Annotated in this window: 26 protein-coding genes and 2 tRNA genes; 23 read left to right on the plus strand and 5 right to left on the minus strand. The window is 48.1% G+C overall.

Going from position 1 to position 23,602, the window contains the following annotated elements; genetic code table 11:
• Positions 1-2: 2 nt before the first annotated feature.
• The 12 genes from fabG to nagZ all read left to right on the plus strand — a co-directional run bounded on the left by fabG (position 3) and on the right by nagZ (position 11,418).
• Complete coding sequence (gene fabG, locus AOC32_RS02620) at positions 3-746, plus strand: 3-oxoacyl-ACP reductase FabG (protein ID WP_108507999.1); 744 nt, start codon at positions 3-5, stop codon at positions 744-746.
• A gap of 79 nt (positions 747-825) precedes the next feature.
• Complete coding sequence (acpP, locus tag AOC32_RS02625) at positions 826-1,068, plus strand: acyl carrier protein (protein WP_108508000.1); 243 nt, start codon at positions 826-828, stop codon at positions 1,066-1,068.
• A gap of 19 nt (positions 1,069-1,087) precedes the next feature.
• Positions 1,088-2,335, plus strand: a complete 1,248-nt coding sequence (gene fabF, locus AOC32_RS02630) for a beta-ketoacyl-ACP synthase II (RefSeq protein WP_108508001.1) — start codon at positions 1,088-1,090, stop codon at positions 2,333-2,335.
• A 46-nt stretch (positions 2,336-2,381) separates the two neighbouring features.
• A complete protein-coding gene (locus AOC32_RS02635; protein WP_108508002.1) occupies positions 2,382-3,851 on the plus strand; it encodes a DegQ family serine endoprotease in 1,470 nt (489 codons plus the stop codon).
• A 198-nt stretch (positions 3,852-4,049) separates the two neighbouring features.
• Entirely contained in the window at positions 4,050-5,858 is a 1,809-nt protein-coding gene (lepA, locus tag AOC32_RS02640) for a translation elongation factor 4 (RefSeq protein WP_108509309.1), read from the plus strand.
• The gene (gene lepB, locus AOC32_RS02645) at positions 5,855-6,658 is read left to right on the plus strand and encodes a signal peptidase I (RefSeq protein WP_108508003.1); all 804 of its coding nucleotides are present in this window, start codon (positions 5,855-5,857) and stop codon (positions 6,656-6,658) included. Before lepA ends, lepB begins: the two co-directional genes overlap by 4 nt.
• Positions 6,658-7,449, plus strand: coding sequence for a ribonuclease III (gene rnc, locus AOC32_RS02650; protein WP_108508004.1), 792 nt, complete (start codon positions 6,658-6,660; stop codon positions 7,447-7,449). The genes lepB and rnc overlap by 1 nt, the downstream gene beginning before the upstream one ends.
• 1 nt (position 7,450) lies before the next feature.
• Complete coding sequence (gene era / locus AOC32_RS02655; RefSeq protein ID WP_108508005.1) at positions 7,451-8,413, plus strand: GTPase Era; 963 nt, start codon at positions 7,451-7,453, stop codon at positions 8,411-8,413.
• Positions 8,414-9,148, plus strand: a complete 735-nt coding sequence (gene recO, locus AOC32_RS02660) for a DNA repair protein RecO (RefSeq protein ID WP_108508006.1) — start codon at positions 8,414-8,416, stop codon at positions 9,146-9,148.
• 8 nt (positions 9,149-9,156) lie between these two features.
• The gene (gene pdxJ / locus AOC32_RS02665; RefSeq protein WP_108508007.1) at positions 9,157-9,903 is read left to right on the plus strand and encodes a pyridoxine 5'-phosphate synthase; all 747 of its coding nucleotides are present in this window, start codon (positions 9,157-9,159) and stop codon (positions 9,901-9,903) included.
• On the plus strand, positions 9,903-10,337 hold the full coding sequence (gene acpS / locus AOC32_RS02670) for a holo-ACP synthase (protein ID WP_108508008.1): 435 nt from the start codon (positions 9,903-9,905) through the stop codon (positions 10,335-10,337). Before pdxJ ends, acpS begins: the two co-directional genes overlap by 1 nt.
• A 4-nt stretch (positions 10,338-10,341) precedes the next feature.
• The gene (gene nagZ, locus AOC32_RS02675) at positions 10,342-11,418 is read left to right on the plus strand and encodes a beta-N-acetylhexosaminidase (protein ID WP_234409786.1); all 1,077 of its coding nucleotides are present in this window, start codon (positions 10,342-10,344) and stop codon (positions 11,416-11,418) included.
• Here nagZ and efp read toward each other — a convergent pair.
• Together efp and earP are read right to left on the minus strand one after the other, a co-directional pair.
• Positions 11,415-11,975 carry an elongation factor P gene (gene efp / locus AOC32_RS02680; protein WP_108508010.1) on the minus strand — a complete coding sequence of 187 codons (561 nt, stop codon included), beginning with the start codon at positions 11,973-11,975 and terminating at the stop codon, positions 11,415-11,417. The genes nagZ and efp overlap by 4 nt on opposite strands.
• A gap of 79 nt (positions 11,976-12,054) precedes the next feature.
• Positions 12,055-13,098, minus strand: a complete 1,044-nt coding sequence (gene earP, locus AOC32_RS02685; protein WP_108508011.1) for an elongation factor P maturation arginine rhamnosyltransferase EarP — start codon at positions 13,096-13,098, stop codon at positions 12,055-12,057.
• Between earP and uvrC the strand changes: the two genes are divergently transcribed.
• The 5 genes from uvrC to AOC32_RS02710 all read left to right on the plus strand — a co-directional run bounded on the left by uvrC (position 13,097) and on the right by AOC32_RS02710 (position 16,404).
• A complete protein-coding gene (gene uvrC / locus AOC32_RS02690) occupies positions 13,097-14,977 on the plus strand; it encodes an excinuclease ABC subunit UvrC (RefSeq protein ID WP_108508012.1) in 1,881 nt (626 codons plus the stop codon). The two genes, earP and uvrC, sit on opposite strands and share 2 nt — an antisense overlap.
• A 30-nt stretch (positions 14,978-15,007) precedes the next feature.
• Positions 15,008-15,577: a CDP-diacylglycerol--glycerol-3-phosphate 3-phosphatidyltransferase gene (gene pgsA / locus AOC32_RS02695; protein ID WP_108508013.1), complete on the plus strand. Its 570-nt coding sequence runs from the start codon at positions 15,008-15,010 to the stop codon at positions 15,575-15,577.
• A gap of 65 nt (positions 15,578-15,642) precedes the next feature.
• Positions 15,643-15,718, plus strand: a tRNA-Gly gene (locus AOC32_RS02700).
• Positions 15,719-15,790: 72 nt separating this feature from the next.
• Positions 15,791-15,864, plus strand: a tRNA-Cys gene (locus AOC32_RS02705).
• Between the two features lie 81 nt (positions 15,865-15,945).
• Positions 15,946-16,404 (plus strand): hypothetical protein, encoded by a 459-nt coding sequence (locus AOC32_RS02710; protein WP_108508014.1) that lies wholly within the window; start codon positions 15,946-15,948, stop codon positions 16,402-16,404.
• Here the strand turns inward: AOC32_RS02710 and lexA are convergent.
• On the minus strand, positions 16,401-17,105 hold the full coding sequence (gene lexA / locus AOC32_RS02715) for a transcriptional repressor LexA (protein WP_108508015.1): 705 nt from the start codon (positions 17,103-17,105) through the stop codon (positions 16,401-16,403). The two genes, AOC32_RS02710 and lexA, sit on opposite strands and share 4 nt — an antisense overlap.
• 63 nt (positions 17,106-17,168) lie before the next feature.
• Between lexA and AOC32_RS02720 the strand changes: the two genes are divergently transcribed.
• The 6 genes from AOC32_RS02720 (at position 17,169) to dnaB (ending at position 21,208) form a co-directional block, all read left to right on the plus strand.
• Positions 17,169-18,158, plus strand: a complete 990-nt coding sequence (locus AOC32_RS02720) for an asparaginase (protein WP_108508016.1) — start codon at positions 17,169-17,171, stop codon at positions 18,156-18,158.
• A gap of 102 nt (positions 18,159-18,260) precedes the next feature.
• Positions 18,261-18,632, plus strand: coding sequence for a 30S ribosomal protein S6 (gene rpsF, locus AOC32_RS02725; RefSeq protein WP_108508017.1), 372 nt, complete (start codon positions 18,261-18,263; stop codon positions 18,630-18,632).
• A gap of 45 nt (positions 18,633-18,677) precedes the next feature.
• On the plus strand, positions 18,678-18,983 hold the full coding sequence (gene priB, locus AOC32_RS02730) for a primosomal replication protein N (protein ID WP_234409787.1): 306 nt from the start codon (positions 18,678-18,680) through the stop codon (positions 18,981-18,983).
• Positions 18,984-18,992: 9 nt separating this feature from the next.
• A complete protein-coding gene (rpsR, locus tag AOC32_RS02735; RefSeq protein WP_108508018.1) occupies positions 18,993-19,274 on the plus strand; it encodes a 30S ribosomal protein S18 in 282 nt (93 codons plus the stop codon).
• Between the two features lie 13 nt (positions 19,275-19,287).
• On the plus strand, positions 19,288-19,740 hold the full coding sequence (gene rplI / locus AOC32_RS02740; protein WP_108508019.1) for a 50S ribosomal protein L9: 453 nt from the start codon (positions 19,288-19,290) through the stop codon (positions 19,738-19,740).
• A gap of 22 nt (positions 19,741-19,762) precedes the next feature.
• Complete coding sequence (dnaB, locus tag AOC32_RS02745; RefSeq protein WP_108508020.1) at positions 19,763-21,208, plus strand: replicative DNA helicase; 1,446 nt, start codon at positions 19,763-19,765, stop codon at positions 21,206-21,208.
• Here dnaB and AOC32_RS02750 read toward each other — a convergent pair.
• Together AOC32_RS02750 and AOC32_RS02755 are read right to left on the minus strand one after the other, a co-directional pair.
• The gene (locus tag AOC32_RS02750) at positions 21,205-21,738 is read right to left on the minus strand and encodes a C40 family peptidase (protein WP_108508021.1); all 534 of its coding nucleotides are present in this window, start codon (positions 21,736-21,738) and stop codon (positions 21,205-21,207) included. The genes dnaB and AOC32_RS02750 overlap by 4 nt on opposite strands.
• Positions 21,719-23,383, minus strand: coding sequence for a PhoH family protein (locus AOC32_RS02755; protein ID WP_108508022.1), 1,665 nt, complete (start codon positions 23,381-23,383; stop codon positions 21,719-21,721). Before AOC32_RS02755 ends, AOC32_RS02750 begins: the two co-directional genes overlap by 20 nt.
• Between the last annotated feature and the right edge of the window lie 219 nt (positions 23,384-23,602).

Below are 23,602 nucleotides of genomic sequence, written 5' to 3' on the forward strand. Positions count from 1 at the left end.
TTATGAACCTCGATTTGACGAATCAAGTAGCACTAGTAACCGGCGCATCGCGCGGTATCGGACAGGCAATCGCCGATGAATTGGCCCTTTGTGGCGCAATCGTGATCGGTACCGCAACCTCAGAGTCGGGTGCGAATGCAATCTCCGAGCGATTGAGTTCATCTAAGGGCATTGGTAAAGTCTTGAATGTCACAGAAGGAGCCGCCTGTGATGCAATGATTGAGGATATCGTCAAGCAATTTGGGCGCATTGATATTTTGGTCAACAACGCAGGCATTACCAAAGATCAATTAGCGATGCGCATGAAAGAGGATGAGTGGTCAGATGTGATTGCTACCAATCTGAGTTCGGTATTTAAGTTATCGCAAGCCGTGTTGCGACCCATGATGAAGGCCCGATCAGGCCGGATTATTAATATCACCTCGATTGTTGGTCATATGGGCAATGCTGGTCAGGCAAATTATGCGGCTGCCAAGGCGGGAGTCGCTGGCATGACCCGGGCTCTGGCACGTGAGATTGGTAGCCGTAATATCACGGTGAATTGTGTAGCACCCGGATTTATCGATACGGATATGACCCGCGCTTTAAGCGAGGACCAGCAAAATAGCCTCAAGGCCAATATTCCCCTAGCACGCTTAGGCACCCCTGAGGATGTCGCCCAGGCGGTCGCTTTCTTGGCCTCACCCGCAGCGGCATACATCACCGGAAATACCCTCCATGTCAATGGTGGCCTATATCTGGCTTGAGTCTCCTGTCAAATGATCGGCGTCACAAACAAACTGATAAAATCCTGTAATTCGTTTTAACAAGTCCCGGAGGGAATGAATGGACAACATCGAACAACGCGTTAAGAAAATTGTGGCTGAGCAGTTAGGCGTGCCAGAAGCAGACATCAAAAATGAGTCTTCTTTTGTGAATGACCTTGGCGCAGACTCTCTTGACACAGTTGAATTGGTAATGGCTTTAGAAGACGAGTTTGGTATTGAGATACCAGACGAAGAAGCTGAAAAAATTACCACTGTACAGCTTGCGATTGATTTCGCAAAAACGAAAGCTGGACAGGCTTAATTCTTATCTAGGCTAAGCCGTGCCCGCATCAAATCAACCACGTCGCGTGGTGGTCACCGGCTTAGGTCTGATTTCACCAGTTGGCAATTCAGTTGGAACCGCATGGGATAACCTGATTGCGGGTAAGACGGGTATTGCTACGGTCACTAAGTTTGACCACTCAGCGCTTAGTGTGCATTTTGCTGGTGAGGTTAAAGATTTCAATGTCGAGGAATACATCTCTGCCAAAGAGGCTCGGCATATGGACACCTTCATTCATTATGGAATTGCAGCTGGCACCCAAGCCATTAAAGATAGTGGCCTAGAGGTAACTGATCAAAATTCTGAGCGAATTGGCGTATTGGTTGGCTCAGGCATTGGCGGTTTGCCGATGATTGAGGATACCAATGCTGAGTTGCTCTCACGTGGGCCGCGGCGCATCTCCCCATTTTTTGTGCCGGGCTCGATCATTAACATGATTTCTGGGCATTTGAGCATCCTCTTTAATCTCAAGGGTCCTAATGTCGCGGCGGTTACTGCCTGTACGACGGGTTTACATAGTATTGGTTTGGCTGCCCGCTTGATTCAGTATGGCGACGCAGATGTGATGATCGCTGGCGGCGCTGAGTCGACTATTTCTGCTTTGGGTATCGGCGGCTTTGCTGCTGCGAGAGCATTGTCGACCCGTAATGATGATCCCGCAACTGCCTCGCGCCCCTGGGACAAAGACCGCGATGGATTTGTTTTAGGTGAGGGTGCCGGCGTAATGGTGCTCGAAGAGTACGAGCATGCGAAAGCACGTGGCGCCAAAATTTATGCGGAGTTATGTGGTTTTGGAATGAGCGGTGATGCCTATCATATGACCGCACCAAATATGGATGGCCCGCGTCGTTGCATGGTGAATGCAATGCGTGATGCAGGGATTACGGCAGATCAAATTCAGTATGTCAACGCACATGGCACATCAACACCCTTGGGTGATAAGAATGAAACGGATGCCATCAAGGCGGCTTTGGGTGATCATGCCAAAAAAGTGGTGGTGAACTCTACGAAATCGATGACTGGGCATTTATTGGGTGGCGCTGGAGGCCTAGAATCGGTCTTTACCGTTCTTGCATTGCACCATCAAAAATCACCACCGACTATCAATATTTTCAATCAAGACCCCGAATGCGACCTTGATTACTGCGCCAATACCGCTAGGGATCTCAAAATCGATTTCGCCGTTAAAAACAATTTTGGATTTGGGGGTACCAACGGTACCTTGATATTTGGGAAAAAGCCCTAATATCTAGAGTATTGCAACTAATGGGTTGAGCAAAGCTCAATTTCGTATGAAAAAAATTCTATTGGTCGTTTTCTCGGTATTTAGCTGGGGAATTCTGTCGTTTTCACCGATGGTTTCCTCTCAAACAAACACTCAGCCACCTCGGGTCGCAATCCCAGATTTTGTGGAATTAGTTGAAAAGGCTAGTCCCGCAGTGGTTAATATTCGCACCACTGAGAGGTTATCCAATCAACAGGCTCAAGGTTCTGCTCCAGGCATACCTGATGAACAAGCAGAATTCTTCCGTCGCTTTTTTGGGGTACCCCTTCCAGGAGCACCAAATACCCCACGCGGTCAGGGCAACCGACGTGGCCAACCAGAAGAGATTGAACGTGGCGTTGGTTCGGGATTCATTATTGACTCCAATGGAATTGTGATGACCAATGCACACGTGGTTGAGGGTGCAACAACGATTTATGTCACCTTAACGGATAAGCGTGAGTTCAAGGCAAAACTACTCGGTGCTGACAAACGTACCGATCTCGCAGTCTTAAAAATTGACGCTACCGGCTTACCAAAACTCCCTCTAGGCGACTCCTCCAAGGTGAAGGTGGGTGAGTGGGTTGTGGCGATTGGCTCTCCCTTTGGTCTGGAAAATACCGTGACCGCGGGAATTGTCTCTGCTAAAAGCCGTGACACCGGAGACTACTTGCCATTCATTCAAACCGATGTCGCAGTTAATCCCGGAAACTCTGGTGGACCATTGCTCAATACGGCTGGCCAAGTGATTGGTATTAATTCTCAAATCTTCAGTCGCTCAGGTGGCTATATGGGAATTTCATTTGCAATCCCGATCGATGAGGCTATTCGGGTCGCGGATCAACTAAGAACCACTGGCCGTTTAGTGCGCGGACGAATTGGCGTGGCGATTGGTGAGATCAATAAAGAGGTGGCTGAAAGCCTTGGTCTTGGCAAACCACGTGGCGCTTTTGTCCGTAATGTAGAACCTGGTGCGCCTGCAGCCAAGGGCGGCATTGAGGCTGGTGATGTGATCTTAAGCTTTAACGGGCGCGATATTAATAAGTCCACCGACCTGCCTCGTATTGTGGGTGAGACCAAACCCGGCACCTCGGCAACGGTTAAAGTTTGGCGCAAAGGGGCAACCCGTGATTTAACGGTTGTGGTTGCAGATGCAGAGCCTGATAAAGCGGTTGCACGCAAGTCAGAGGCTCCAGCTTCGCAAGCTGGTACGGCAAACAAATCATTGGGTATCAGTGTTACCGAATTGACTGAAGCCAAAAATAAGGAATTGGGCGGCAAAGGCGGGGTTGAGATTACCAATGTGGGTGATGGCGCCGCTGCTAGAGCTGGCTTGCGGGTTGGAGACGTGATTGTCCGAATTGGTGATGCCGATATTACCGGGATCAAGCAATTTGAGTCTGTGACCAAAGCCCTTGACCCTAGCAAGGCAGTACCTATTTTTGTGCGTCGCGGGGATGCCACCATCGTAGTACCCATCCGACCCGCTCAGAAATAAATTCGGATACAGGATCAAAAAACCATCAAGGGGTGACCAAAAGTCACCCCTTTTTGCTTGGGTTATTTCCCTTGAGGGCAAGGAAAAGCGCTGATTTTTCTGCTCCCAGTACAATAAAGGAAAGACATCTTATTGCAGCGCATCATTGTGTTGCGTTGCGACAAGGCGTTTTATCAAGACCCCTATCGAACAGCGCCAATGGATCACATCCGTAATTTCTCCATCATTGCCCATATTGACCATGGTAAATCGACCCTAGCGGATCGCATTATTCAGCTGTGCGGCGGTCTTTCCGACCGTGAAATGGAGGAACAAGTTCTTGATTCCATGGACATTGAGCGCGAGCGGGGTATTACCATTAAGGCCCAAACCGCTGCCCTTACGTACAAGGCAAAAGATGGGAAAACCTACAACCTCAATTTGATTGATACCCCAGGGCACGTCGATTTCTCTTATGAGGTCAGTCGCTCTCTGTCTGCCTGTGAAGGGGCATTGTTAGTTGTCGATGCCAGCCAAGGGGTTGAGGCGCAAACGGTGGCTAACTGCTATACCGCCACAGAGCTTGGTGTAGAAGTCATTCCGATTCTTAATAAGATCGATTTACCATCCGCGGATCCTGAGTCGGCTAAGAAAGAGATTGAGGATGTCATCGGTATTGATGCAACCGATGCCATTACCTGTTCTGCTAAAACAGGACTGGGCGTCGCTGATGTTTTAGAAGAAATGATTCGGCGCGTGCCACCACCAAAGGGTGATGCCACACAAGCTCTGCAAGCCTTAATTATTGATTCATGGTTTGATAACTATGTGGGCGTAGTGATGTTGGTGCGAGTGGTGAACGGTACCCTAAAACCAAAAGACAAAATTACCTTGATGGCTACAGGCTCTACCCATTTAGTGGAACAGCTTGGTGTTTTTACTCCAAAGTCAGTGACGCGTCCCCAGCTCAGTGCTGGCGAGGTTGGATTCATTATTGCTGGTATCAAAGAACTGAAGGCCGCCAAAGTGGGCGATACCGTGACCCATGCATCTGGTCAACAGGGTCGCACCCCTGCGCCACAGCCACTGCCAGGGTTTAAAGAGGTTAAGCCGCAGGTGTTTGCAGGTTTATATCCAGTAGAAGCCAATCAATACGATGCGTTACGCGAGTCGCTTGAAAAGCTCAAATTGAACGACGCATCTTTGCAGTTCGATCCGGAGGTCTCTCAAGCTTTAGGGTTTGGATTTCGGTGCGGATTCTTAGGTCTATTGCATATGGAAATTGTGCAAGAGCGTTTAGAGCGGCAGTTTGATATGAGCTTGATTACAACCGCACCAACGGTTGTTTACCAGGTTGAGCAACGCGATGGTACGAATGTGGTGGTGGACAACCCATCCAAAATGCCCGACCCCAGCAAGATCGAAACAATCTTAGAGCCGATTGTGACAGTCAATTTGTATATGCCCCAAGAATACGTTGGTTCGGTCATTACCTTGTGCACTGGTAAGCGGGGCATTCAAACCAATATGACCTATTTAGGGCGTCAGGTACAGCTCACTTATGAGTTGCCGATGGCAGAAATCGTCTTGGATTTCTTTGATCGCCTGAAATCCGTCTCACGAGGTTATGCCTCGATGGATTATGAGTTTAAAGAGTACCGACCAGCGGATGTGGTGAAGGTCGATATCTTAATTAATGGCGATCGGGTTGATGCCTTGTCCATCATTGTGCATCGAAGTAATAGTCAATCGCGCGGTCGCGAGGTGGTTGCTAAGATGCGCGGCATTATTCCTAGACAAATGTTTGATGTCGCAATTCAGGCGGCAATTGGTAGCAATATTATTGCCAGAGAAAACGTCAAGGCTTTACGAAAGAATGTATTGGCGAAGTGCTATGGTGGTGACATTACCCGCAAGCGCAAGTTACTCGAGAAGCAAAAAGAGGGCAAGAAGCGTATGAAGCAAGTGGGTAATGTTGAAATTCCGCAAGAAGCATTTTTGGCCATCCTGCAGGTGGAAGAAAAATGAACTTTGCCCTCATCCTATTCATCTTGGCCATCATTACAGGCATTGCATGGGTTGCCGATAAACTCTACTTTGCCCCACAACGCAAAGCTGCCGGAATTGAGCGGATGCCACTTTGGCTGGAGTATTCGGCAAGTTTCTTCCCGGTTATTTTGGCGGTATTCATTCTGCGCTCATTTTTGATTGAGCCATTTAAGATTCCATCTGGATCGATGATTCCAACTTTGCAAATTGGAGATTTCATTGTCGTCAATAAATACACCTATGGCATTCGTTTGCCAGTAATCAATCAGAAAATCATTGAGATCGGCACCCCAAAACGGGGTGATGTGGTTGTCTTTCGTTACCCCAAAGATCAGTCAGTTGATTACATCAAACGCGTGATTGCGATTCCGGGTGATGACATCCTCTATGAGGATAAAAAGGTCACGATTAACGGCAAGCCACTTCAATATGCAGGTGGGGCGCCTTACCTTGATCCTGAGAGCATGCGGTATTCCAAGCTCTACCAAGAGAGCTTTCCAGCGGATCTTGGAGGTAATGTCCACGAGATTTTGAATGATCCCGATCGCAGCACGATCTATCAAGGCGAGAACTTTCCTGGATCGGAGAACTGCCAATATCAAGGAACTGCACTGCGCTGTAAGGTGCCAGCAGGTCATTATTTTGTGATGGGCGATAACCGCGACAACAGTCTAGATTCACGGTTCTGGGGATTTGTGCCCGATCAAAACTTAGTCGGTCGCGCCTTTTTCATTTGGCTCAATATGGGCTCACTCGGCCGGATTGGAAGTTTTCAGTAATGAACGCCCGGGCAACGCTCGATCTTGGCCCATTGCAGGATCGTTTGGCCTATCAATTTAAAAAACCTGATTTATTAAATCAAGCCTTAACCCATCGCAGTCATAGCAAAAAGAATAATGAGCGCCTCGAGTTTTTGGGAGACTCCGTATTGAACTGTGTTGTTGCCGAGATTTTGTATGAGCGTTATGCCGATCTTGATGAGGGTGACCTATCGCGAGTACGGGCAAATTTAGTGAAACAACAAGCGCTCTATGAAATTGCTCAAGCCTTGATGCTATCGGACTATCTCAAGCTTGGAGAAGGTGAGTTAAAAAGCGGTGGATTTCGAAGGCCCTCCATCCTGGCGGATACGCTCGAAGCCATTGCGGGCGCCATTTTTATTGATGGAGGATTTGATGCAGCGAAAGCGAGTCTGCGCAAACTGTACTCCACCATCTTGCAAAACGTGGATCCTAAAACTTTGGGCAAAGACGATAAAACCTTGCTGCAAGAGTATTTACAAGGCTTTCAGTTACCCCTACCCACATATAACGTGGTGGCCACCACCGGTGCTGCTCATAATCAGCAGTTTGAGGTTGAGTGCATTGTCCCGAATCTCAAGGTGAGCGTGAAGGGCGAGGGTGCATCGCGGCGCGCTGCAGAACAGGGCGCCGCAAAAATTGCTCTAGTTGCTGTCCAAAAAGCCTTGCCACAAGAGTCGCGCAAGCCCAAGAAGACCCGTGCTGCAAAAAAGAAAGCTGCCAAAGCCGATCCGGTTAAAGGCCAACTCCCCCTTAAGTTAAAGGACTAATATGTTTAGGTGCGGCACGATCGCATTAGTGGGCAGGCCCAATATGGGTAAATCCACCCTATTAAATGCACTCGTAGGGCAAAAAATTAGCATCACATCGCGCAAAGCGCAAACGACCCGCTACCGAATTGCTGGGGTGCAGACGCGTGAGCATGCACAGTTTATTTTTATCGATACTCCGGGCTTTCAGACGCGCGTCATGAATACCCTTAACCAAACCCTCAATCGAACCGTAACCAGCACTTTGCACGACGTTGATGTCATCTGCTTCATTGTAGAGGCGGGCTACTGGGGTGCCGATGATGTCAAAGTTTTGCGATTATTACCAAGTGACAAACCGGTACTGTTAGTTGCAAATAAGTTAGATTTATTTGCGTCGCGTTTTGATGATTCTGAAGAGCGTGATTTAGCACTCTTTGAGTTCATGAAAAAAATGGCACAGCCATGGGCAGCAATTGCTCAGCAAACCAAGGGTTGCGAAGCAGAAACGATTGCAAGCCCAGAGCAAACTTTTGCTGAGGTGATTCCAATGAGCGGCAAAAATAAGGATGATATTGAACGTTTGTTGGATGTGATTGCAGAGTATTTGCCGGAGGGCGAGGTGCGATACGAGCCTGACACCCTGACGGATCGAAGCGAACGCTTTATGGCTGCGGAGATCTTACGTGAGAAGGTATTTCGCTATACCGGCGATGAGTTGCCGTATTCAAGCTCTGTGGTGATTGATCAATTCAAGCTCGACGGTACGATGCGACGCATAGCTGCAACTATTCTGGTGGATCGCGACAGCCATAAGGCAATGATCATTGGTCAGAAAGGCGAGCGGCTAAAGAAGATCTCGACTGAAGCCCGTTTAGATATGGAAGCATTATTTGATAGCAAAGTTTTCTTAGAAACCTGGGTTAAGGTCAAGCGGGGATGGGCTGATGATCTTGCCGAACTACGTGCTCAGGGTTTGGAATAAATGGCAGGAGCTCGTGTTCTGGATGAGCCGGGATTTGTACTGCACAGCATCCCCTATAAAGAAACAAGCCTAATTCTGGATGTATTTACCCGTTCGCACGGACGACTGGCATTAATCGCTAAAGGTGCGAAGCGCCCTCATTCGAGCTTACGACCAGTTCTGCAGCGCTTTCAGCCACTGCTCATCTCGTGGAGTGGTAAATCAGAACTGAGAACTCTCACTAAATCAGAATGGGTCGGAGGTTCTCCGGCTTTGGTTGGAGATGCACTTTTGTGTGGTTTCTATCTCAATGAGCTGCTGGTGAAGTTTTTGGCTAGAGAAGATGCCTACGAGTCGCTCTACGATCATTATGCCGAGACAGTTTATGCGCTCTCACAAATCGAGTCCTCCGGACCATCAATCGAGCAAACCTTAAGACCATTTGAGCTGGCCCTTTTGCGAGAGACTGGATATGCTGCAGCTCTTGATCATTGTGTGGAGACCCGCTTGCAACCAATTGATGGCGAGCGATATGTCTATCAGCCCGAGAGGGGGATCCGTCCATGGCAACCCGATGACCCCAATCATTGGCCGGTACTTGAGGGGTCGGCACTGCGAGCCATGGCGCAGGGAGACTTTTCGGGATCAGAGACCCTAAGCCAGAGCAAACAATTAATGCGTTTTCTCTTGGGTATTCACTTGCAAGATCAGGCTTTGACCACTCGTCAAATCTTGATTGATCTAAAAAAGATCTAAGTGGGACTATGGCTTTAATATTCGGTATGGCCCCACTAGAGCTCGGAATTAATATCGATCACGTTGCAACCCTGCGTAATGCTAGGGGGACATCCTATCCCGATCCACTCATGGCCGCACAAATTGCCGAAGCAGCAGGCGCTGATTTGATCACCTTGCATTTGCGTGAGGATCGACGTCATATCAAAGATGCCGATTTATTTGCGCTTCGACCCTTGATTCGCACCCGTATGAACTTGGAATGCGCAATTACAGCGGAGATGCTGGGCATTGCGATTCAGGTTAAGCCGCAGGATGTGTGCTTGGTTCCTGAGAAGCGGACCGAAATTACTACCGAAGGTGGGCTCGATGTAACCACTCACCGGGATCAAGTGCACTCTGCCATCAAGCAACTGCAGGCTGCTGGTATTCGGGTCTCACTCTTTATTGATCCAGACTCTCGTCAAATTGATGTCGCTAAGGAGCTTGGAGCACATGTAATTGAGTTACACACTGGAGCCTATGCAGATGCTCAAATAGAGCATCAATCATTTGAGCTGCAGCGAATTGCAGAGGCTGCACGCTATGCAAAGAGTTTAGGTTTTCGAGTCAATGCCGGGCATGGTTTAAATGAGCAAAATGTTCAGCCCATCGCCAAAATCACTGAAATTAGCGAGCTAAATATTGGGCATGCGATCATTGCAGAGGCAATTTTTAAGGGTCTACCCAATGCGATTCGGGATATGCGCAGACTCATGAATGAGGCGCGTTCGTAATGATTGTCGGGATCGGGACTGATCTCTTACAGATGGGTCGACTGCAGTCGGCTTATGAGCGCACCCAAGGTCGCTTAGCCAAGCGGGTTTTGGGGGATGAGGAGTATCAGGTGTTTCAACAGCGACTTAGCCGTAATCACAAGCGGGGGATGGCCTACTTAGCTACCCGTTTTGCCGCTAAGGAGGCGTTTTCAAAAGCGATTGGCTTGGGTATGCATATGCCGATGAGTTGGCGGTCTTTGCAAACACTCAATGAGCCTAGCGGCAAGCCTTATACAAAATATTCAGGGGCTCTGTTGCAGTTTATGGAAGATAAACAATGGCATGCGCATGTGACGGTGACTGACGAACAAGAAATGGTGATGGCGTTTGTGGTCGTCAGTTATGGCACACCCATTGTTACCAGCTTTGATCCACAAAACTATCTTGGATGAGACCGTGGCAACCCAAAAAAAATTGACTCATAATCCAGGCCCCATTATTTTGGATGTTGAGGGGCTTACCTTAAACCAACACGATATCCGACGCATTAAAAATCCCTTGACGGGGGGCGTAATTTTATTTGGGCGGAACTTTCAATCTCGTAAACAATTAACTGCGCTTACTAAGTCAATCAAGCAAGTCCGCTCCGACATTCTGATTTGCATAGATCATGAGGGTGGTCGAGTTCAGCGTTGTAGGACGGATGGATTTACGCATCTTCCCGCAATGCGCCGTCTGGGTGATCTATGGATGCAAACTGGCACCGGGGCAAGCTCTGCTATTACTGCGATGAAAGCTGCAACCGCATGTGGTTATGTGCTTGCAGCTGAGCTAAGAGCATGCGGAATTGACTTTAGTTTCACACCCGTTTTGGACTTGGATTATGCCCGCAGTGGCGTGATTGGCGATCGCGCATTTCATCGCAATCCCGAAATTGTGTATATGTTAGCAAAATGCTTGAATGAGGGGCTTCGTTTGGGTGATATGGCCAATTGCGGTAAGCACTTTCCAGGGCATGGCTGGGCTGAGGCAGACTCCCATATTGCTATTCCGAAAGACGAACGTTCACTGAAATCCATTGAGAGAGATGATATGAAGCCATATCAGTGGCTTGATATCAGTCTTGCCTCAGTGATGCCTGCTCACGTCATTTATCCCAAGGTTGATGCATTACCCGCCGGCTTTTCTAGTATTTGGTTGCAAACCATCTTGCGCAAAAAGCTAAAGTTTGGTGGAGTGATTTTTAGTGACGACCTCTCCATGGAGGGGGCCAGTGTCGCTGGTGATGTGGTTCAGGGTGCTCAATTAGCACTCAAGGCAGGATGTGACGCGGTACTGATTTGTAATCGCCCCGATCTTGCTGATCGCTTACTCAATGAACTAAGCGTTACTCCAAAAAAATTCACGGAGTCTTCAAGACGGCTCAAGAAATTATTTCCAAAGGGTGAATCCCAGTCCTGGGATGAATTGCAGAAAGACGCTGAGTATCTGCATGCCAAGGATTTATTAAAAACCCTTGGCCTTATTCATTAGTTAGCGCGACTACGATATTCGCCGGTACGGGTATCGATTTCAATCTTATCCCCAGTACTACAGAACAAGGGAACTTGAATCTCAAAGCCGGTTGCAATTTTGGCGCTTTTAAGAACCTTACCGGAGCTGGTGTCACCTTTTACGGCTGGCTCAGTATAGGTAATCTCACGCACAACCGAGGTAGGTAATTCAACAGAAATCGCGCGACCGTCATAGAACACAACCTCAACCGCCATCCCTTCCTCAAGGTAATTGAGTGAATCACCCATATTGTCTTTCTCGACCTCATATTGGTTGAAGTCGCCATCCATGAATGTGTACATCGGGTCTGCAAAATAGGAGTAGGTGCATTCTTTCTTCTCAAGAATCACAACATCGAATTTATCATCCGCTTTGTAAACACCCTCATTCGGGGCTGCTGTTAATAAGTTCTTGTACTTCATTTTGACTACGGCCGAGTTACGGCCGGAGCGGCTGTATTCGTGTTTCTGGACGACCATAGGGTCACCATTAATCATGACAACATTACCCACGCGGAGTTCTTGAGCGATTTTCATAATAATTCCTGATATTTACGGATATTGGCCCCCATTGGAGCCAATTGATTCAAACCCAGCATTTTAACTGGTTAATGATTTAACTGACAAACCGAACTAATCTGCCCGCCAAGCCGCCATCGAATTGTCGATTAATTAGAGTTTTTTGCCAGTGTTGGGCGTGTTCTGACCACATCGCTAGCTGGTCCCACCAGTCTTGAGCCCCCCGCCAATCCATTGCATCTGTAATGAGATTTTGCAGTTGTGGATCGACACCCTCAAGGTACAGATCTAAAAATGCTTTGAGCTTCGTAAGATGGGCGCCGTCGTCTTGGGGATAGATATTCCAAATAAAGGGCTTGCCTGCTAACTGCGCTCGAATAAACGAATCTTCCCCGCGCACGATATTGAAGTCACAGTGCGCCAAGAGCCAGTCGTAATCATCTTGGGGAATAAATGGCATCGAAATCAGATTTAAATTTGGCCAGTGGTGCTGCTGCAGATTGAGCAATTGCGCATTACCAAATGCTAAAAAAATATCAAAGGGCTCTTCCAGTTGATTGAGGTTTGCGAGCCATTCTTTAATTGGCGCTCCTGGGTAGGAAAAAATACTCATTTTTTTTGAGTGGGAGTGAGACTGATTCCAGATTATCTTTAGGCTGTTGGGGCAGTGGTTCTGATGATTCTTTGGAATGGGATCAAGCAACAGCCCTCCGGTATTAGGTTGAAATCCCGGGAAGAAGAAATATTTTTGTAAACCATGCGTATTGGGGGATGGTTTGCCATGAAAGTCCGCAACCCATGGCTCTGCACTTAAATACTCGAGATGAATCAGAATCGGCTTTTGGGGCGCGACCAAAATGCTATTGAGATAGCGGGTGGGTAGCTCGCATGAGAACGCTTGGATTACAACATCCGGCAGCTCTGGCGGATGGCGGGTATTTTGATAACTGGTTTCCCAGGGAAGAACCTCAATACCCTTAAGATGGGATTGCTCCATCATGATGAGTTGCAGGGTATGCAAATCATCGCAAAATAGGCGTATATTTTGATCGTATTGAGTTGCCAGTGACCGCGCTAGACGCCAGCAAATACCCGCATCGCCATAGTTATCGATAATTTGGCAGAAAATATCCCAACGCATGACTAATTTACTTCCTGAATCCTTACGAATTGATTTAAAGGGACTTCCTGGGCTACCAGGCGTCTATCGTTTTTTTGATGAGTCAGGTCATATCTTATATGTTGGCAAAGCCAAGGATCTTAAAAGGCGAGTCTCGAGTTATTTTCAGAAAAATAACCATTCCCCCCGAATTGAGCGAATGGTCAAGCGCATTATCCGTTTCGAAATCACGATTACTCGCACCGAAACGGAGGCCTTGATTCTTGAAAATAATCTGATTAAAGAATACAGCCCACCGTTCAATATTCTTTTTCGAGATGACAAATCCTATCCCTATCTGATGCTCACAGGACACGATTACCCTCGTTTAGCCTCCTATCGCGGCAAGATTGATCGACGCAATCGTTACTTTGGACCCTTCCCAAACTCCTGGGCGGTTCGTAATAGTGTGCAAATTTTGCAAAAGGTGTTTCGCTTGCGAACCTGTGAGGATACGATTTTTCGTAATCGAAGTCGCCCCTGTCTCTTGCATCAAATTCATCGCTGTAGTGCACCATGCGTTGGTAAATTAAGCAAGGAGCAGTATGCGCAGGATGTCGGCCAAGCCCTGCGTTTTCTGGAGGGTAACCATCAAGTTGTTCTGGCTGAGCTTGAGCGTGAGATGGAAAACTACAGCGCAGCTATGGAGTTTGAGATGGCTGCTGTGATTCGTGATCGCATTGCTGACTTATCCAATGTTCTTCAGCAGCAGTCTATGGATGTGGCGGCCGAAGGGGAGGGTGATGTTGATATTTTGGCCGCTGCCGAAATCGATGGCCAAATTTGTGTCAATTTAGCGATGGTTCGTGGCGGCCGTCACTTGGGAGATCGTGCCTATTTTTCCAAGGGTATTAAGTTATCCGAAGACGAGCCAATTGATCTGCAGATTATTCTTGAAACATTTATTCAGCAACACTATTTATCGGCTGATTCGTCCACTGAGCTGGCTGTGATTACGCCCCCCGTCATGATTACGAACGTGCCATTAAAGGGCGAGCGAGCTGAAGTGATCTGCCAAGCGCTAATGGAACGCTCGACACGCCCCATTTCGTTTTTGTATCAACCACAGGGCCAGCGCAAGCATTGGTTAGCGATGGCCGAGGGGAATGCCAAGATTGCCTTACTGCGCCGCATTGCAGAAGCGGGCGGACAGCTTGCTCGGGTTCGAGCACTCACAGATGCCCTTGGTATTGATTTAGAGCAGCTTGATCAATTGCGCATTGAGTGCTTTGATATCAGTCATACATCCGGTGAAGCCACCCAAGCATCCTGCGTAGTCTTTGCCAAAAACGAACTCCAACCCAGTGAGTATCGACGCTTTAACATTACCGGAATTACAGCCGGAGATGATTACGCAGCGATGCAGCAAGTATTGCAACGCCGCTACGCAAATTTTCAGGAAATCCCGTCTGATAAAGTACCGCAACTTGTCCTCATTGATGGTGGTAAAGGTCAGGTGGAAGTAGCCAGGAAGGTTTTTAGCGAACTAGGGATTGATATTGGGCTGATTGTTGGTGTTGCAAAAGGCGAGGACCGTAAGGTTGGCCTAGAAACTCTGATCTTTGCTGATGAGCGGGAGCCAATCCGACTAGGTTCAGATAGTCAGGCGCTCATGTTGATTGCGCAGATTCGGGATGAAGCGCATCGTTTTGCAATTACCGGGATGCGCGCCAAGCGGGCTAAGTCAAGGACTGTTTCTAGACTTGAGGAGATGGAGGGCATCGGGGCCAAGCGCCGACAAAAACTATTAGCGCGCTTTGGTGGGCTGCGGGGGGTTGCAAACGCAACCGTTGAGGAGTTGGCGAGCGTGGAGGGAATTTCCCAAACTCTGGCAGAGCAGATATACCGTCAGCTTCATTAATCGATCGATTAAATCGTTTATTCTCCAAAAATGCCATTTAATTTACCCATCGCCTTGACCTGGCTGCGTGTAGCGGCCATTCCATTATTGGTGGGCATTTTCTATTTACCCAATGATTGGTTGTCGCTCACTGAGAAAAATATATTCTCAACTGGACTTTTTATTTTTGCCGCGATTACGGACTGGTTAGATGGATTTTTAGCAAGACGGATGAACCAAGAGTCGGCCTTTGGTCAGTTTTTAGATCCTGTGGCTGATAAATTAATTGTGGCCGCTGCTTTGTTGGTATTGCTCAATTTGGATCGGGTGCAGGCTTGGGTGGCATTGGTCATTATTGGGCGTGAGATCACGATTTCTGCTCTGCGTGAGTGGATGGCGCAAGTTGGTGCCTCACGCAGCGTTGCCGTGCATATGGTTGGTAAATTAAAAACGACCGCCCAGCTAATTGCTATCCCCTTTTTGCTATTCAATGGGCAAATTTTGGGTATCCACAGCTCTCTTTTGGGAACTTGGCTGATTTGGATTGCAGCTTTTCTGACGCTTTGGTCCATGTTTTACTACCTACAAAAAGCCTTACCGCAATTAACCAATAAGCCGTAATGACGGGAAATTTTGTTAATTAGGACCCCATCCCTGAATCTTTGCTAAACTGTCGATCCTGTAATGCGGGAATAGCTCAGTTGGTAGAGCGCAACCTTGCCAAGGTTGAGGTCGCGAGTTCGAGCCTCGTTTCCCGCTCCATTCATTGATGGGAAGCCCCAAAAGCTTCCCATTTTGTTTGAGTTGAAGTTTGGTGCATTCCAAACTAACTAGGGCGCGTTGGCCGAGTGGTTAGGCAGGAGCCTGCAAAGCTTCGTACGGGGGTTCGATTCCCTCACGCGCCTCCACCCATTATTGTTGACGAATTAACCCCCTGCCCTAAAATAAGGATAACTGCTACTTTTTATCCATTAGCCTTGGAACAAATCATGAATCGATTGATCTCGAAAACACATTTTGTTGCTCTTGCTGCTGCTGCGATGTTGGGAGCCTGTGCCACCAGTGATAGCCCTACTGGAACCCAGGAAGAAATCAATCAAATTCAGTCGCAGTTACTGGGCGATATGCCCTTGCCAACTGGGGCCAAAATTATTGGGTCTGATTCATTGATTATTGGTCGTGGTGATGGCTGGGTAGGCCGTGTCAATATCAGTGCCTTACAAGGCGCAACCGATGTGTATGCCTTCTTTCAGTCTGAGTATCCCAAAGCGGGGTGGACGACCGTTACCGCCACTAAATCAAAAACCAGCTTCTTGGTTTTTACCAAAGGCGAACGCACTTGCACGGTTGAAATTAATGAGGGATCCCTGACGGGCCCTAAATCGATGATCACCATCACCTCTTCGCCTAAAAATGCGAATGTGATTGCGCCGACCCGTAAGCCTTAAAGTCCGTTTGCTCGGATCAGCCCAACCGCTTGCCCTTCAAGGGCAAAGTTGGAATCTGCGCGAACGATGATGTTCTCAAAGTCAGGATTTTCAGCTTGGAGCTCGAGGTAGGAGCCGGCAGCCCCTTTCTTTTGCAAAAAGCGCTTCACTGTGACCTCATCGTCGATGCGAGCAACCACGATGTCGCCATTGCGCGCGTCAACAGTCTTTTTAACGGCTAAATAATCACCATCGAGAATACCTGCATCACGCATGCTCATCCCCTTGACCCGCAGTAGGTAATCAGCTCCCTTACTAAACAAGCTTGGGTCAACTGGAATATGTTTCTCAATATGTTCAATCGCAGTAATGGGTGAGCCTGCAGCAACCCGGCCAATCAAGGGAAGGGTGAGTTGTTGCAAACTGCCCGAAGGTAAATTCAATTGACGAAAATTTTTACCTTGCGAAACCGGTTGCATATTTGTAACCCGAATGCCTCGTGAGGTTCCAGGACTTAATTCGATATAGCCTTTTTTGGCTAACGCACGCAGATGTTCCTCAGCAGCATTGGCCGATGCAAAACCGAGCCGGTTAGCAATTTCAGCGCGGGTGGGAGGAAGTCCACTTTCCTCAATGGCCAAGGTAATAAGCCCCAAAATCTCTTCTTGCCGAGCAGTCAGTTTTGGTAAAGATGAGCTGTCAATTACTGTATTTATGTTCATACTGGGATTGTATACAGTAAAAAATGGCATTTCAAGAACTTTGCTTGGTTGGATAATGCTTAGATGTCAAATTCCTCTATTCCTTCATTCATTTTGGTGATTGGTACTGGTGGTACCATCGCAGGTCTCACGACTGATTCGGGCAATGGGGGCTATCAAGCTGGTCAGGTACCAATTTCAACGCTTTTGACCCAAATTAATACTAAATTTCCTATAAAAAACATGCAGTTATCAAATATTGATAGCTGTGATTTGAGTGAGCCCCATCTTAGCAAATTAGGTGCCCAGGTTCGCACGGGACTAGCAGACACCGAAGTAATAGGGATCGTAATTACCCATGGCACCGATACGATGGAAGAAACGGCTACTTTCTTGGAGTTTATTTGCGGTGGATCTGCCAGAAATTTCGGCAAGAAGGTCGTTTTAACTGGAGCGATGCTCCCTTCTGATCATCGCGAGGCCGATGGCCCGCAGAATTTATCCAATGCAATTGAATTTGCTGGGAAAAGGGATGGTCAGAGTGGAATTTGGGCTGTAATGGGCTCTAAGCCCATACCGGGCCTTGCATTGGTTAAAGGGCATAGCTCCCATATAGATGCCTTTTTTGAGGAAACCCTATCTCCTGATTGGATTCAAGTTAGCAATGACTTACCGATACCACCAGATAACCAATGGCCCTGGGTCGAAATTATTACAAGCCATTCGGGTGCCAGGCCGGATACCATTCGATCTTTAGAGGGTCTCGGGGTTCAGGGCATTGTTCTAGCGGGCACTGGTGCTGGTACCGTGCATGAGAACCTTGCGCCCGCTCTGGAGCGGTTTATGGAGGCTGGTGGAGCTGTGGTGCGTGCCTCCCGAATCGGTAGGGGCTATGTTGGTGGAAGTCTTGCCAATGGCCGATTAGCAAAGGCATTGAGCGCGGGTTATTTAAATCCTGCAAAAGCCCGTATTGCTCTGCAGCTAGCCTTATTCGCTAGCACCCAATCAAGTCCTAATCCATTGAGTTGGCAGGATTATTTTGCTAGAATGGTGGGCTTACCGGAATTTCGGTAAGCAATTTAAACAATTTGTTCCACCCTTGCTGCACTGGTGCTTGATTCTTGACAGCGGAATTAAGCAAGACGCCTAGGCAGTTTTATCCATAAGGAGTGATTAATGCGTCATTATGAAATCGTTTTTATCGTCCATCCGGACCAAAGCGAGCAGGTTCCAGCGATGATTGATCGCTACAAGTCGATCCTAACCACCCATGGTGGCAAAGTGCATCGCATCGAAGATTGGGGCCGTCGTCAGATGGCTTACATGATCGACAAGCTTGCTAAAGCTCACTACGTTTGCATGAATATTGAATGCGATCAAAAAACGCTTGACGAACTCGAGCATGCATTTAAATTCAATGATGCAGTGTTGCGTCACCTCATTGTCAAGATGAAGAAGGCTGAGACTGAGCCATCCATCATGATGAAAGAGGTGCAGCGTGAGGAAGCTCGTAAGCTTGCCCAGGCTGACGCACCGGCAGCAGCTTAATTATTGTTGAAAAGGAGGCTTTGATTCGTAAAAGTCGGTCTGATTGTGAAGCGTAGTTCAAACCTTCTCATCCTGACTGCTTCTCTGATCGCAAAAGACGCCATTCGATATACCCCAGCAGGTTTGCCAGTCATTCATTGTCAGTTACATCATGATGGTGAGTTAAGTGAAGCAAAGCAAATTCGGCAAATTCGGATGAATGTTGAAGCAGTGGCAATTGGTGAGATTCATCAAGAGTTGCTAACGATGGATTTGGGAGCAGAAGCAGTATTTGAAGGGTTCTTAACGCAAAAGACCTTACGAAATGAGCGCCTCGTTTTTCATATTACGAAGATCACATTGAATAAATAGGAAACCATTATGGCTTTTGGAAAAATGAACAAAAAGACAGACTTCAAAAAGAAGCCTGCACAGAACCCACTCTTTAAACGTAAGCGCTATTGCCGCTTTACGGTTGGTGGTGTTGAGCAAATTGACTACAAGGATGTCGATACGCTCAAAGATTTTATTGGTGAGAACGCCAAGATTACCCCAGCTCGTTTAACGGGTACCAAGGCGCTGTATCAGCGTCAGTTGGATACCGCGATTAAACGCGCTCGCTTTTTGGCATTACTGCCATTTTCAGATCAACATAAGAAATAATTAGGAGCCCACGATGCAAGTTATTCTGCTTGAGAAGGTAACCAATTTGGGCAACCTTGGTGATGTCGTTCGAGTCAAAGATGGTTTTGCTCGCAACTTTTTAATTCCACAGCGTAAAGCGCGTCGCGCAACCGAGGCGGCCATTGCTGACTTCGCTGCTCGTCGTGCCGAGCTTGAGAAGATTGCTGCAGAGAAGCTCGTAGCTGCGCAAGCAGTTGGTGAGAAACTCAAAGGCTTAGTGTTGGAGATTAGTCAAAAGGCCGGCGTTGATGGCCGTTTGTTTGGCTCGGTCACCAATCACGATATCGCTGAAGCTTTGGCGAAAAAGAGTTTTCAAATCGAGAAAGCTGCAGTTCGGATGCCAACTGGCCCATTGAAAGTGGTCGGCGACCACCCAGTGGCTGTTGCTGTTCATACGGACGTTATTGTTGATATTAATATTCGTGTGATTGGTGAGCAGGCCTAGTTGACTTCGGTACACTAGCTCCATGGCTGAACCTCGCAACCGTCCCGTAGCAATGAACCCAGGCATGCCTGGGCCTGGCGATGCGGTTGTGCAGGCTCTCAAAGTCCCACCCCATTCCGTCGAGGCTGAGCAATCGGTTCTCGGCGGTTTGCTTTTGGATAACACCGCATGGGATCGTTTAGGCGGCATTCTCTCCGAGCGGGATTTCTATCGCAGTGAGCATGCTTTGATTTATCGGGTCATCGAGCGTTTAATCGGCGATAACCGACCGGCTGACGTGATCACTGTGTTTGAGGCGATCAAGAATGAGCCCGAAGCGGATCTCATCGGTATCGATTATTTAAATTCCTTAGCGCAAAATACCCCAAGTGCAGCCAATATCAAAGGCTATGCAGAGATCATTCGGGATCGCAGTATCTTGCGGCGTTTAATTGAGGTCTCAGACAGTATTGTCAATACAGCATTCATGCCTGAGGGCCGCTCAGTTCGTACTTTGCTCGATGAGGCAGAATCTCGCATTCTGCAAATTGGTGAAGAGGGTAGTCGCAAAGCCGATTACCTGGAAATCGAGCCCCTCTTGAAAGCAGTGGTTGCGCGCATTGATGAACTATATAACCGCGATGGTGGCAGCGACATTACTGGAATCGCAACCGGTTTTATTGATCTCGATAAACAAACCAGTGGTCTGCAAAAAGGCGATCTGGTCATTGTGGCTGGAAGGCCCTCGATGGGTAAATCTTCATTGGCAATCAATATGGCTGAGCATGTAGCATTAAATGAAGGTCTTCCAGTCGCTATTTTTTCTATGGAAATGTCAGGTGCACAGCTGGCAGCGAGGATGCTAGGATCCGTCGGCCGAGTTGACCAAAGTCGGATGCGGACCGGTAAGTTAAACGATGATGAATGGCCACGAGTCACCGATGCGATTGCGCGACTAAGTAATACCCAAATCCTAATCGATGAGACCGGTTCCTTAACCTGCCTTGAGTTACGTGCGCGCGCTCGTCGTATTGCGCGTAATTATGGCGGCACCCTAGGAATGGTTGTGGTCGATTACCTGCAATTAATGAGTGGTAGCTCGGGCGGTAGCGGAGAAAACAGAGCCACCGAAATCTCTGAGATCTCACGTTCTTTAAAGTCGCTGGCCAAAGAGTTGCAGTGTCCAGTGGTCGCTTTATCTCAGCTCAATCGTGGTCTTGAGCAGCGCCCTAATAAACGACCCGTGATGTCCGATCTGCGTGAGTCTGGAGCCATTGAGCAAGACGCTGATTTGATCCTGTTTATTTATCGTGATGAGGTCTATCACCCAGACACCACAACCGATAAAGGTGTTGCCGAAGTCATTATTGGCAAGCAACGTAATGGTCCAATTGGTACGGTCCGCCTGAGTTGGCAAGGACAGTTCACCAAGTTCGATAACCTAGCCCCCAATACAGCTTCTTATGGTGGCGGCTTTAGCCCCTTTTAATTACTCTTAATCCGGCGGGCTTCGGTATAGCGCGCTGCCCAGTACGGCGAATCAATCCGCTCAAGACGTACCGTACCTCCTGCACTAGGAGCGTGCACAAAACGCCCTTGGCCGACATAAATTCCAGCATGCGAGTAGCGCTCACCGGTGGTATTAAAGAACACCAAATCTCCGGGCGCAGGGGCTTGCTGACCAATACCGGTACCAACATTACTCATTTGCTGGACTGTTCTTGGTAGTTTGATCCCTGAGCTATTCTGATAAACATAAACAATTAATCCACTGCAATCAAAGCCGCCGGCTGGGGTATTGCCGCCATAGCGATAAGGGACCCCAACCAAGCCCATGGCTGCAATGGATATCCCTTCATTGCCAACGCTTGTATCGTTCTTAAAGTGGGCAATCCGCGGGTTACTAACCACACCGCCAGATTTACGAGTTGGAGTGGTGGAGCAAGCACTGAGTGTTAATACACTCAGTGCGACCACTGCTGTGACTAGTAAATTGGTATTACAGCGCTTCGGCAGCATGATCGGCTAGTCGCGAACGTTCGCCACGAGCCAAGGTGATATGACCACTGTGACGCCAACCTTTAAAACGATCGACCACATAGGTAAGACCGGATGAGCCCTCAGTAAGATAAGGGGTATCGATTTGAGCAATATTACCGAGGCATACGATTTTGGTTCCTGGGCCAGCTCGTGTAACAAGCGTTTTCATCTGTTTAGGTGTTAAGTTCTGCGCTTCATCAATAATCAGAAATTTACTCACAAACGTACGACCCCGCATGAAGTTCATGCTTTTAACCTTAATTCGAGAACGAATAAGTTCTTGAGTAGCGGCACGACCCCATTCACCTGCAGTATCGTCACTGCGATGCAAAACTTCTAGGTTGTCGTCAAAAGCGCCCATCCAAGGCTGCATTTTTTCTTCTTCGGTACCTGGTAAAAATCCAATATCTTCACCGACCGGAACGGTTGCTCGAGTAATGATGATCTCGTTATAGCGTTTACTATCCAATACTTGCTCGAGGCCGGCTGCAAGGGCAAGTAAGGTTTTGCCGGTACCAGCTTGACCCAGCAGAGTCACAAAATCAATGTCTGGGTTCATGAGAAGGTTCATGGCAAAGTTTTGCTCGCGATTACGCGCGGTGATGCTCCACACATTATTTTTCTGATGGGAGTAATCCTTCAGAGTTTGAAGCAAAGCGGTCTTGCCATTGATTTCTCGAACCAGGGCATAAAAGGGTGTCGTGCCATCCGGATTTTCTTGATACACAAATTGATTGATGAGCATGCTGGGCACCAGTGGGCCAGTAACTCGATAAAACATCGTGCCACTCTTACCGTCTGCCCAGCTTTCCATGGCCTTACCATGCTTAGGCCAAAAGTCACTCGGTAATGCCATTACACCCGAGTACATTAAATCTCGATCTTCTAATACCTGGTCATTAAAGTAATCTTCAGCCGGAAGGCCAAGAGCTCTGGCCTTGATCCGCATATTGATATCTTTCGATACCAAAACAACTTCTTGCTGCGGCTTAGCCTTTTGTAGATCACGAACCACACCTAAAATCAGGTTATCGCCTTTACCCTCGGGCAGCCCTTCGGGTAGAGGGGCGGTGGAAAACTGGGTCTGGAAAAATAATCGCCCGGTTGCATCTTGGTTACCCAATTTGTTGAGCGGAATTCCCTCATCGAGCTGACCACTAGTAGCGGCAATGAGTTGGTCGAGTGAACGACTTACCATGCGCGCATTACGAGCAACCTCACTCATTCCCTTTTTATGGTTGTCGAGCTCTTCAAGGGTTGTCATCGGCAGATACAAATCGTGTTCCTCAAACCGAAAGAGAGAGGATGGGTCATGCATCAATACATTGGTGTCCAGGACAAATAGACTTGGTGGACCTGTGCGCACCGTGCGTTTTGGCCGCTCTGGCTTGGACTCCAATTGCCTTTCAAGGTGTTGGGCTGGAGCAATGGTCTTAATCTGTTCCAATGCTGCCTCGGCGGCTGACAGATCATCGTCTACATCAATATTGGGTTCTACCTCATGGGCCCAGCTTGGTGCTTGCGCTTTTTTTACCTTCTTGGGGGGATTTTTGAGATCCGGCGTTTTCTGACGACTTAAATTGACTTGATCGGCAATTTGGGTGGGCAGTGGAGGCAATGGCATGCGAGAACTTCTCCTAAATGAAAAAACCGCCTGCTAAGAGCGAAAGGCGGTTTTGAGGGGTGAGGCAGAGGACGGGACTATATGCACGATTTACAAGGGGACCGGTGTCCCATCGTGGTCTAGATAGACCTCGGTGCGGGTTTAATGGCATCCATCGCTTACGGTGCATATAGCCATACTGTAACCCAAATTGATGTCTTTGCAAGTACCGTACAAATC

Origin of the sequence: Polynucleobacter acidiphobus (assembly GCF_003065385.1) — a bacterium.
GTDB classification, from domain to species: Bacteria; Pseudomonadota; Gammaproteobacteria; order Burkholderiales; family Burkholderiaceae; genus Polynucleobacter; species Polynucleobacter acidiphobus.

What these genes read in the sequence shown, in the direction of transcription:
- fabG (WP_108507999.1), top strand. Translation starts at nt 3, where the DNA reads ATGAACCTCGATTTGACGAATCAAGTAGCACTAGTAACCGGCGCATCG.
- acpP (WP_108508000.1), top strand. Translation starts at nt 826, where the DNA reads ATGGACAACATCGAACAACGCGTTAAGAAAATTGTGGCTGAGCAGTTA.
- AOC32_RS02635 (WP_108508002.1), top strand. Translation starts at nt 2,382, where the DNA reads ATGAAAAAAATTCTATTGGTCGTTTTCTCGGTATTTAGCTGGGGAATT.
- lepA (WP_108509309.1), top strand. Translation starts at nt 4,050, where the DNA reads ATGGATCACATCCGTAATTTCTCCATCATTGCCCATATTGACCATGGT.
- lepB (WP_108508003.1), top strand. Translation starts at nt 5,855, where the DNA reads ATGAACTTTGCCCTCATCCTATTCATCTTGGCCATCATTACAGGCATT.
- rnc (WP_108508004.1), top strand. Translation starts at nt 6,658, where the DNA reads ATGAACGCCCGGGCAACGCTCGATCTTGGCCCATTGCAGGATCGTTTG.
- era (WP_108508005.1), top strand. Translation starts at nt 7,451, where the DNA reads ATGTTTAGGTGCGGCACGATCGCATTAGTGGGCAGGCCCAATATGGGT.
- recO (WP_108508006.1), top strand. Translation starts at nt 8,414, where the DNA reads ATGGCAGGAGCTCGTGTTCTGGATGAGCCGGGATTTGTACTGCACAGC.
- pdxJ (WP_108508007.1), top strand. Translation starts at nt 9,157, where the DNA reads ATGGCTTTAATATTCGGTATGGCCCCACTAGAGCTCGGAATTAATATC.
- acpS (WP_108508008.1), top strand. Translation starts at nt 9,903, where the DNA reads ATGATTGTCGGGATCGGGACTGATCTCTTACAGATGGGTCGACTGCAG.
- efp (WP_108508010.1), bottom strand. Translation starts at nt 11,975, where the DNA reads ATGAAAATCGCTCAAGAACTCCGCGTGGGTAATGTTGTCATGATTAAT.
- uvrC (WP_108508012.1), top strand. Translation starts at nt 13,097, where the DNA reads ATGACTAATTTACTTCCTGAATCCTTACGAATTGATTTAAAGGGACTT.
- earP (WP_108508011.1), bottom strand. Translation starts at nt 13,098, where the DNA reads ATGCGTTGGGATATTTTCTGCCAAATTATCGATAACTATGGCGATGCG.
- pgsA (WP_108508013.1), top strand. Translation starts at nt 15,008, where the DNA reads ATGCCATTTAATTTACCCATCGCCTTGACCTGGCTGCGTGTAGCGGCC.
- AOC32_RS02710 (WP_108508014.1), top strand. Translation starts at nt 15,946, where the DNA reads ATGAATCGATTGATCTCGAAAACACATTTTGTTGCTCTTGCTGCTGCT.
- lexA (WP_108508015.1), bottom strand. Translation starts at nt 17,105, where the DNA reads ATGAACATAAATACAGTAATTGACAGCTCATCTTTACCAAAACTGACT.
- AOC32_RS02720 (WP_108508016.1), top strand. Translation starts at nt 17,169, where the DNA reads ATGTCAAATTCCTCTATTCCTTCATTCATTTTGGTGATTGGTACTGGT.
- rpsF (WP_108508017.1), top strand. Translation starts at nt 18,261, where the DNA reads ATGCGTCATTATGAAATCGTTTTTATCGTCCATCCGGACCAAAGCGAG.
- rpsR (WP_108508018.1), top strand. Translation starts at nt 18,993, where the DNA reads ATGGCTTTTGGAAAAATGAACAAAAAGACAGACTTCAAAAAGAAGCCT.
- rplI (WP_108508019.1), top strand. Translation starts at nt 19,288, where the DNA reads ATGCAAGTTATTCTGCTTGAGAAGGTAACCAATTTGGGCAACCTTGGT.
- dnaB (WP_108508020.1), top strand. Translation starts at nt 19,763, where the DNA reads ATGGCTGAACCTCGCAACCGTCCCGTAGCAATGAACCCAGGCATGCCT.
- AOC32_RS02750 (WP_108508021.1), bottom strand. Translation starts at nt 21,738, where the DNA reads ATGCTGCCGAAGCGCTGTAATACCAATTTACTAGTCACAGCAGTGGTC.
- AOC32_RS02755 (WP_108508022.1), bottom strand. Translation starts at nt 23,383, where the DNA reads ATGCCATTGCCTCCACTGCCCACCCAAATTGCCGATCAAGTCAATTTA.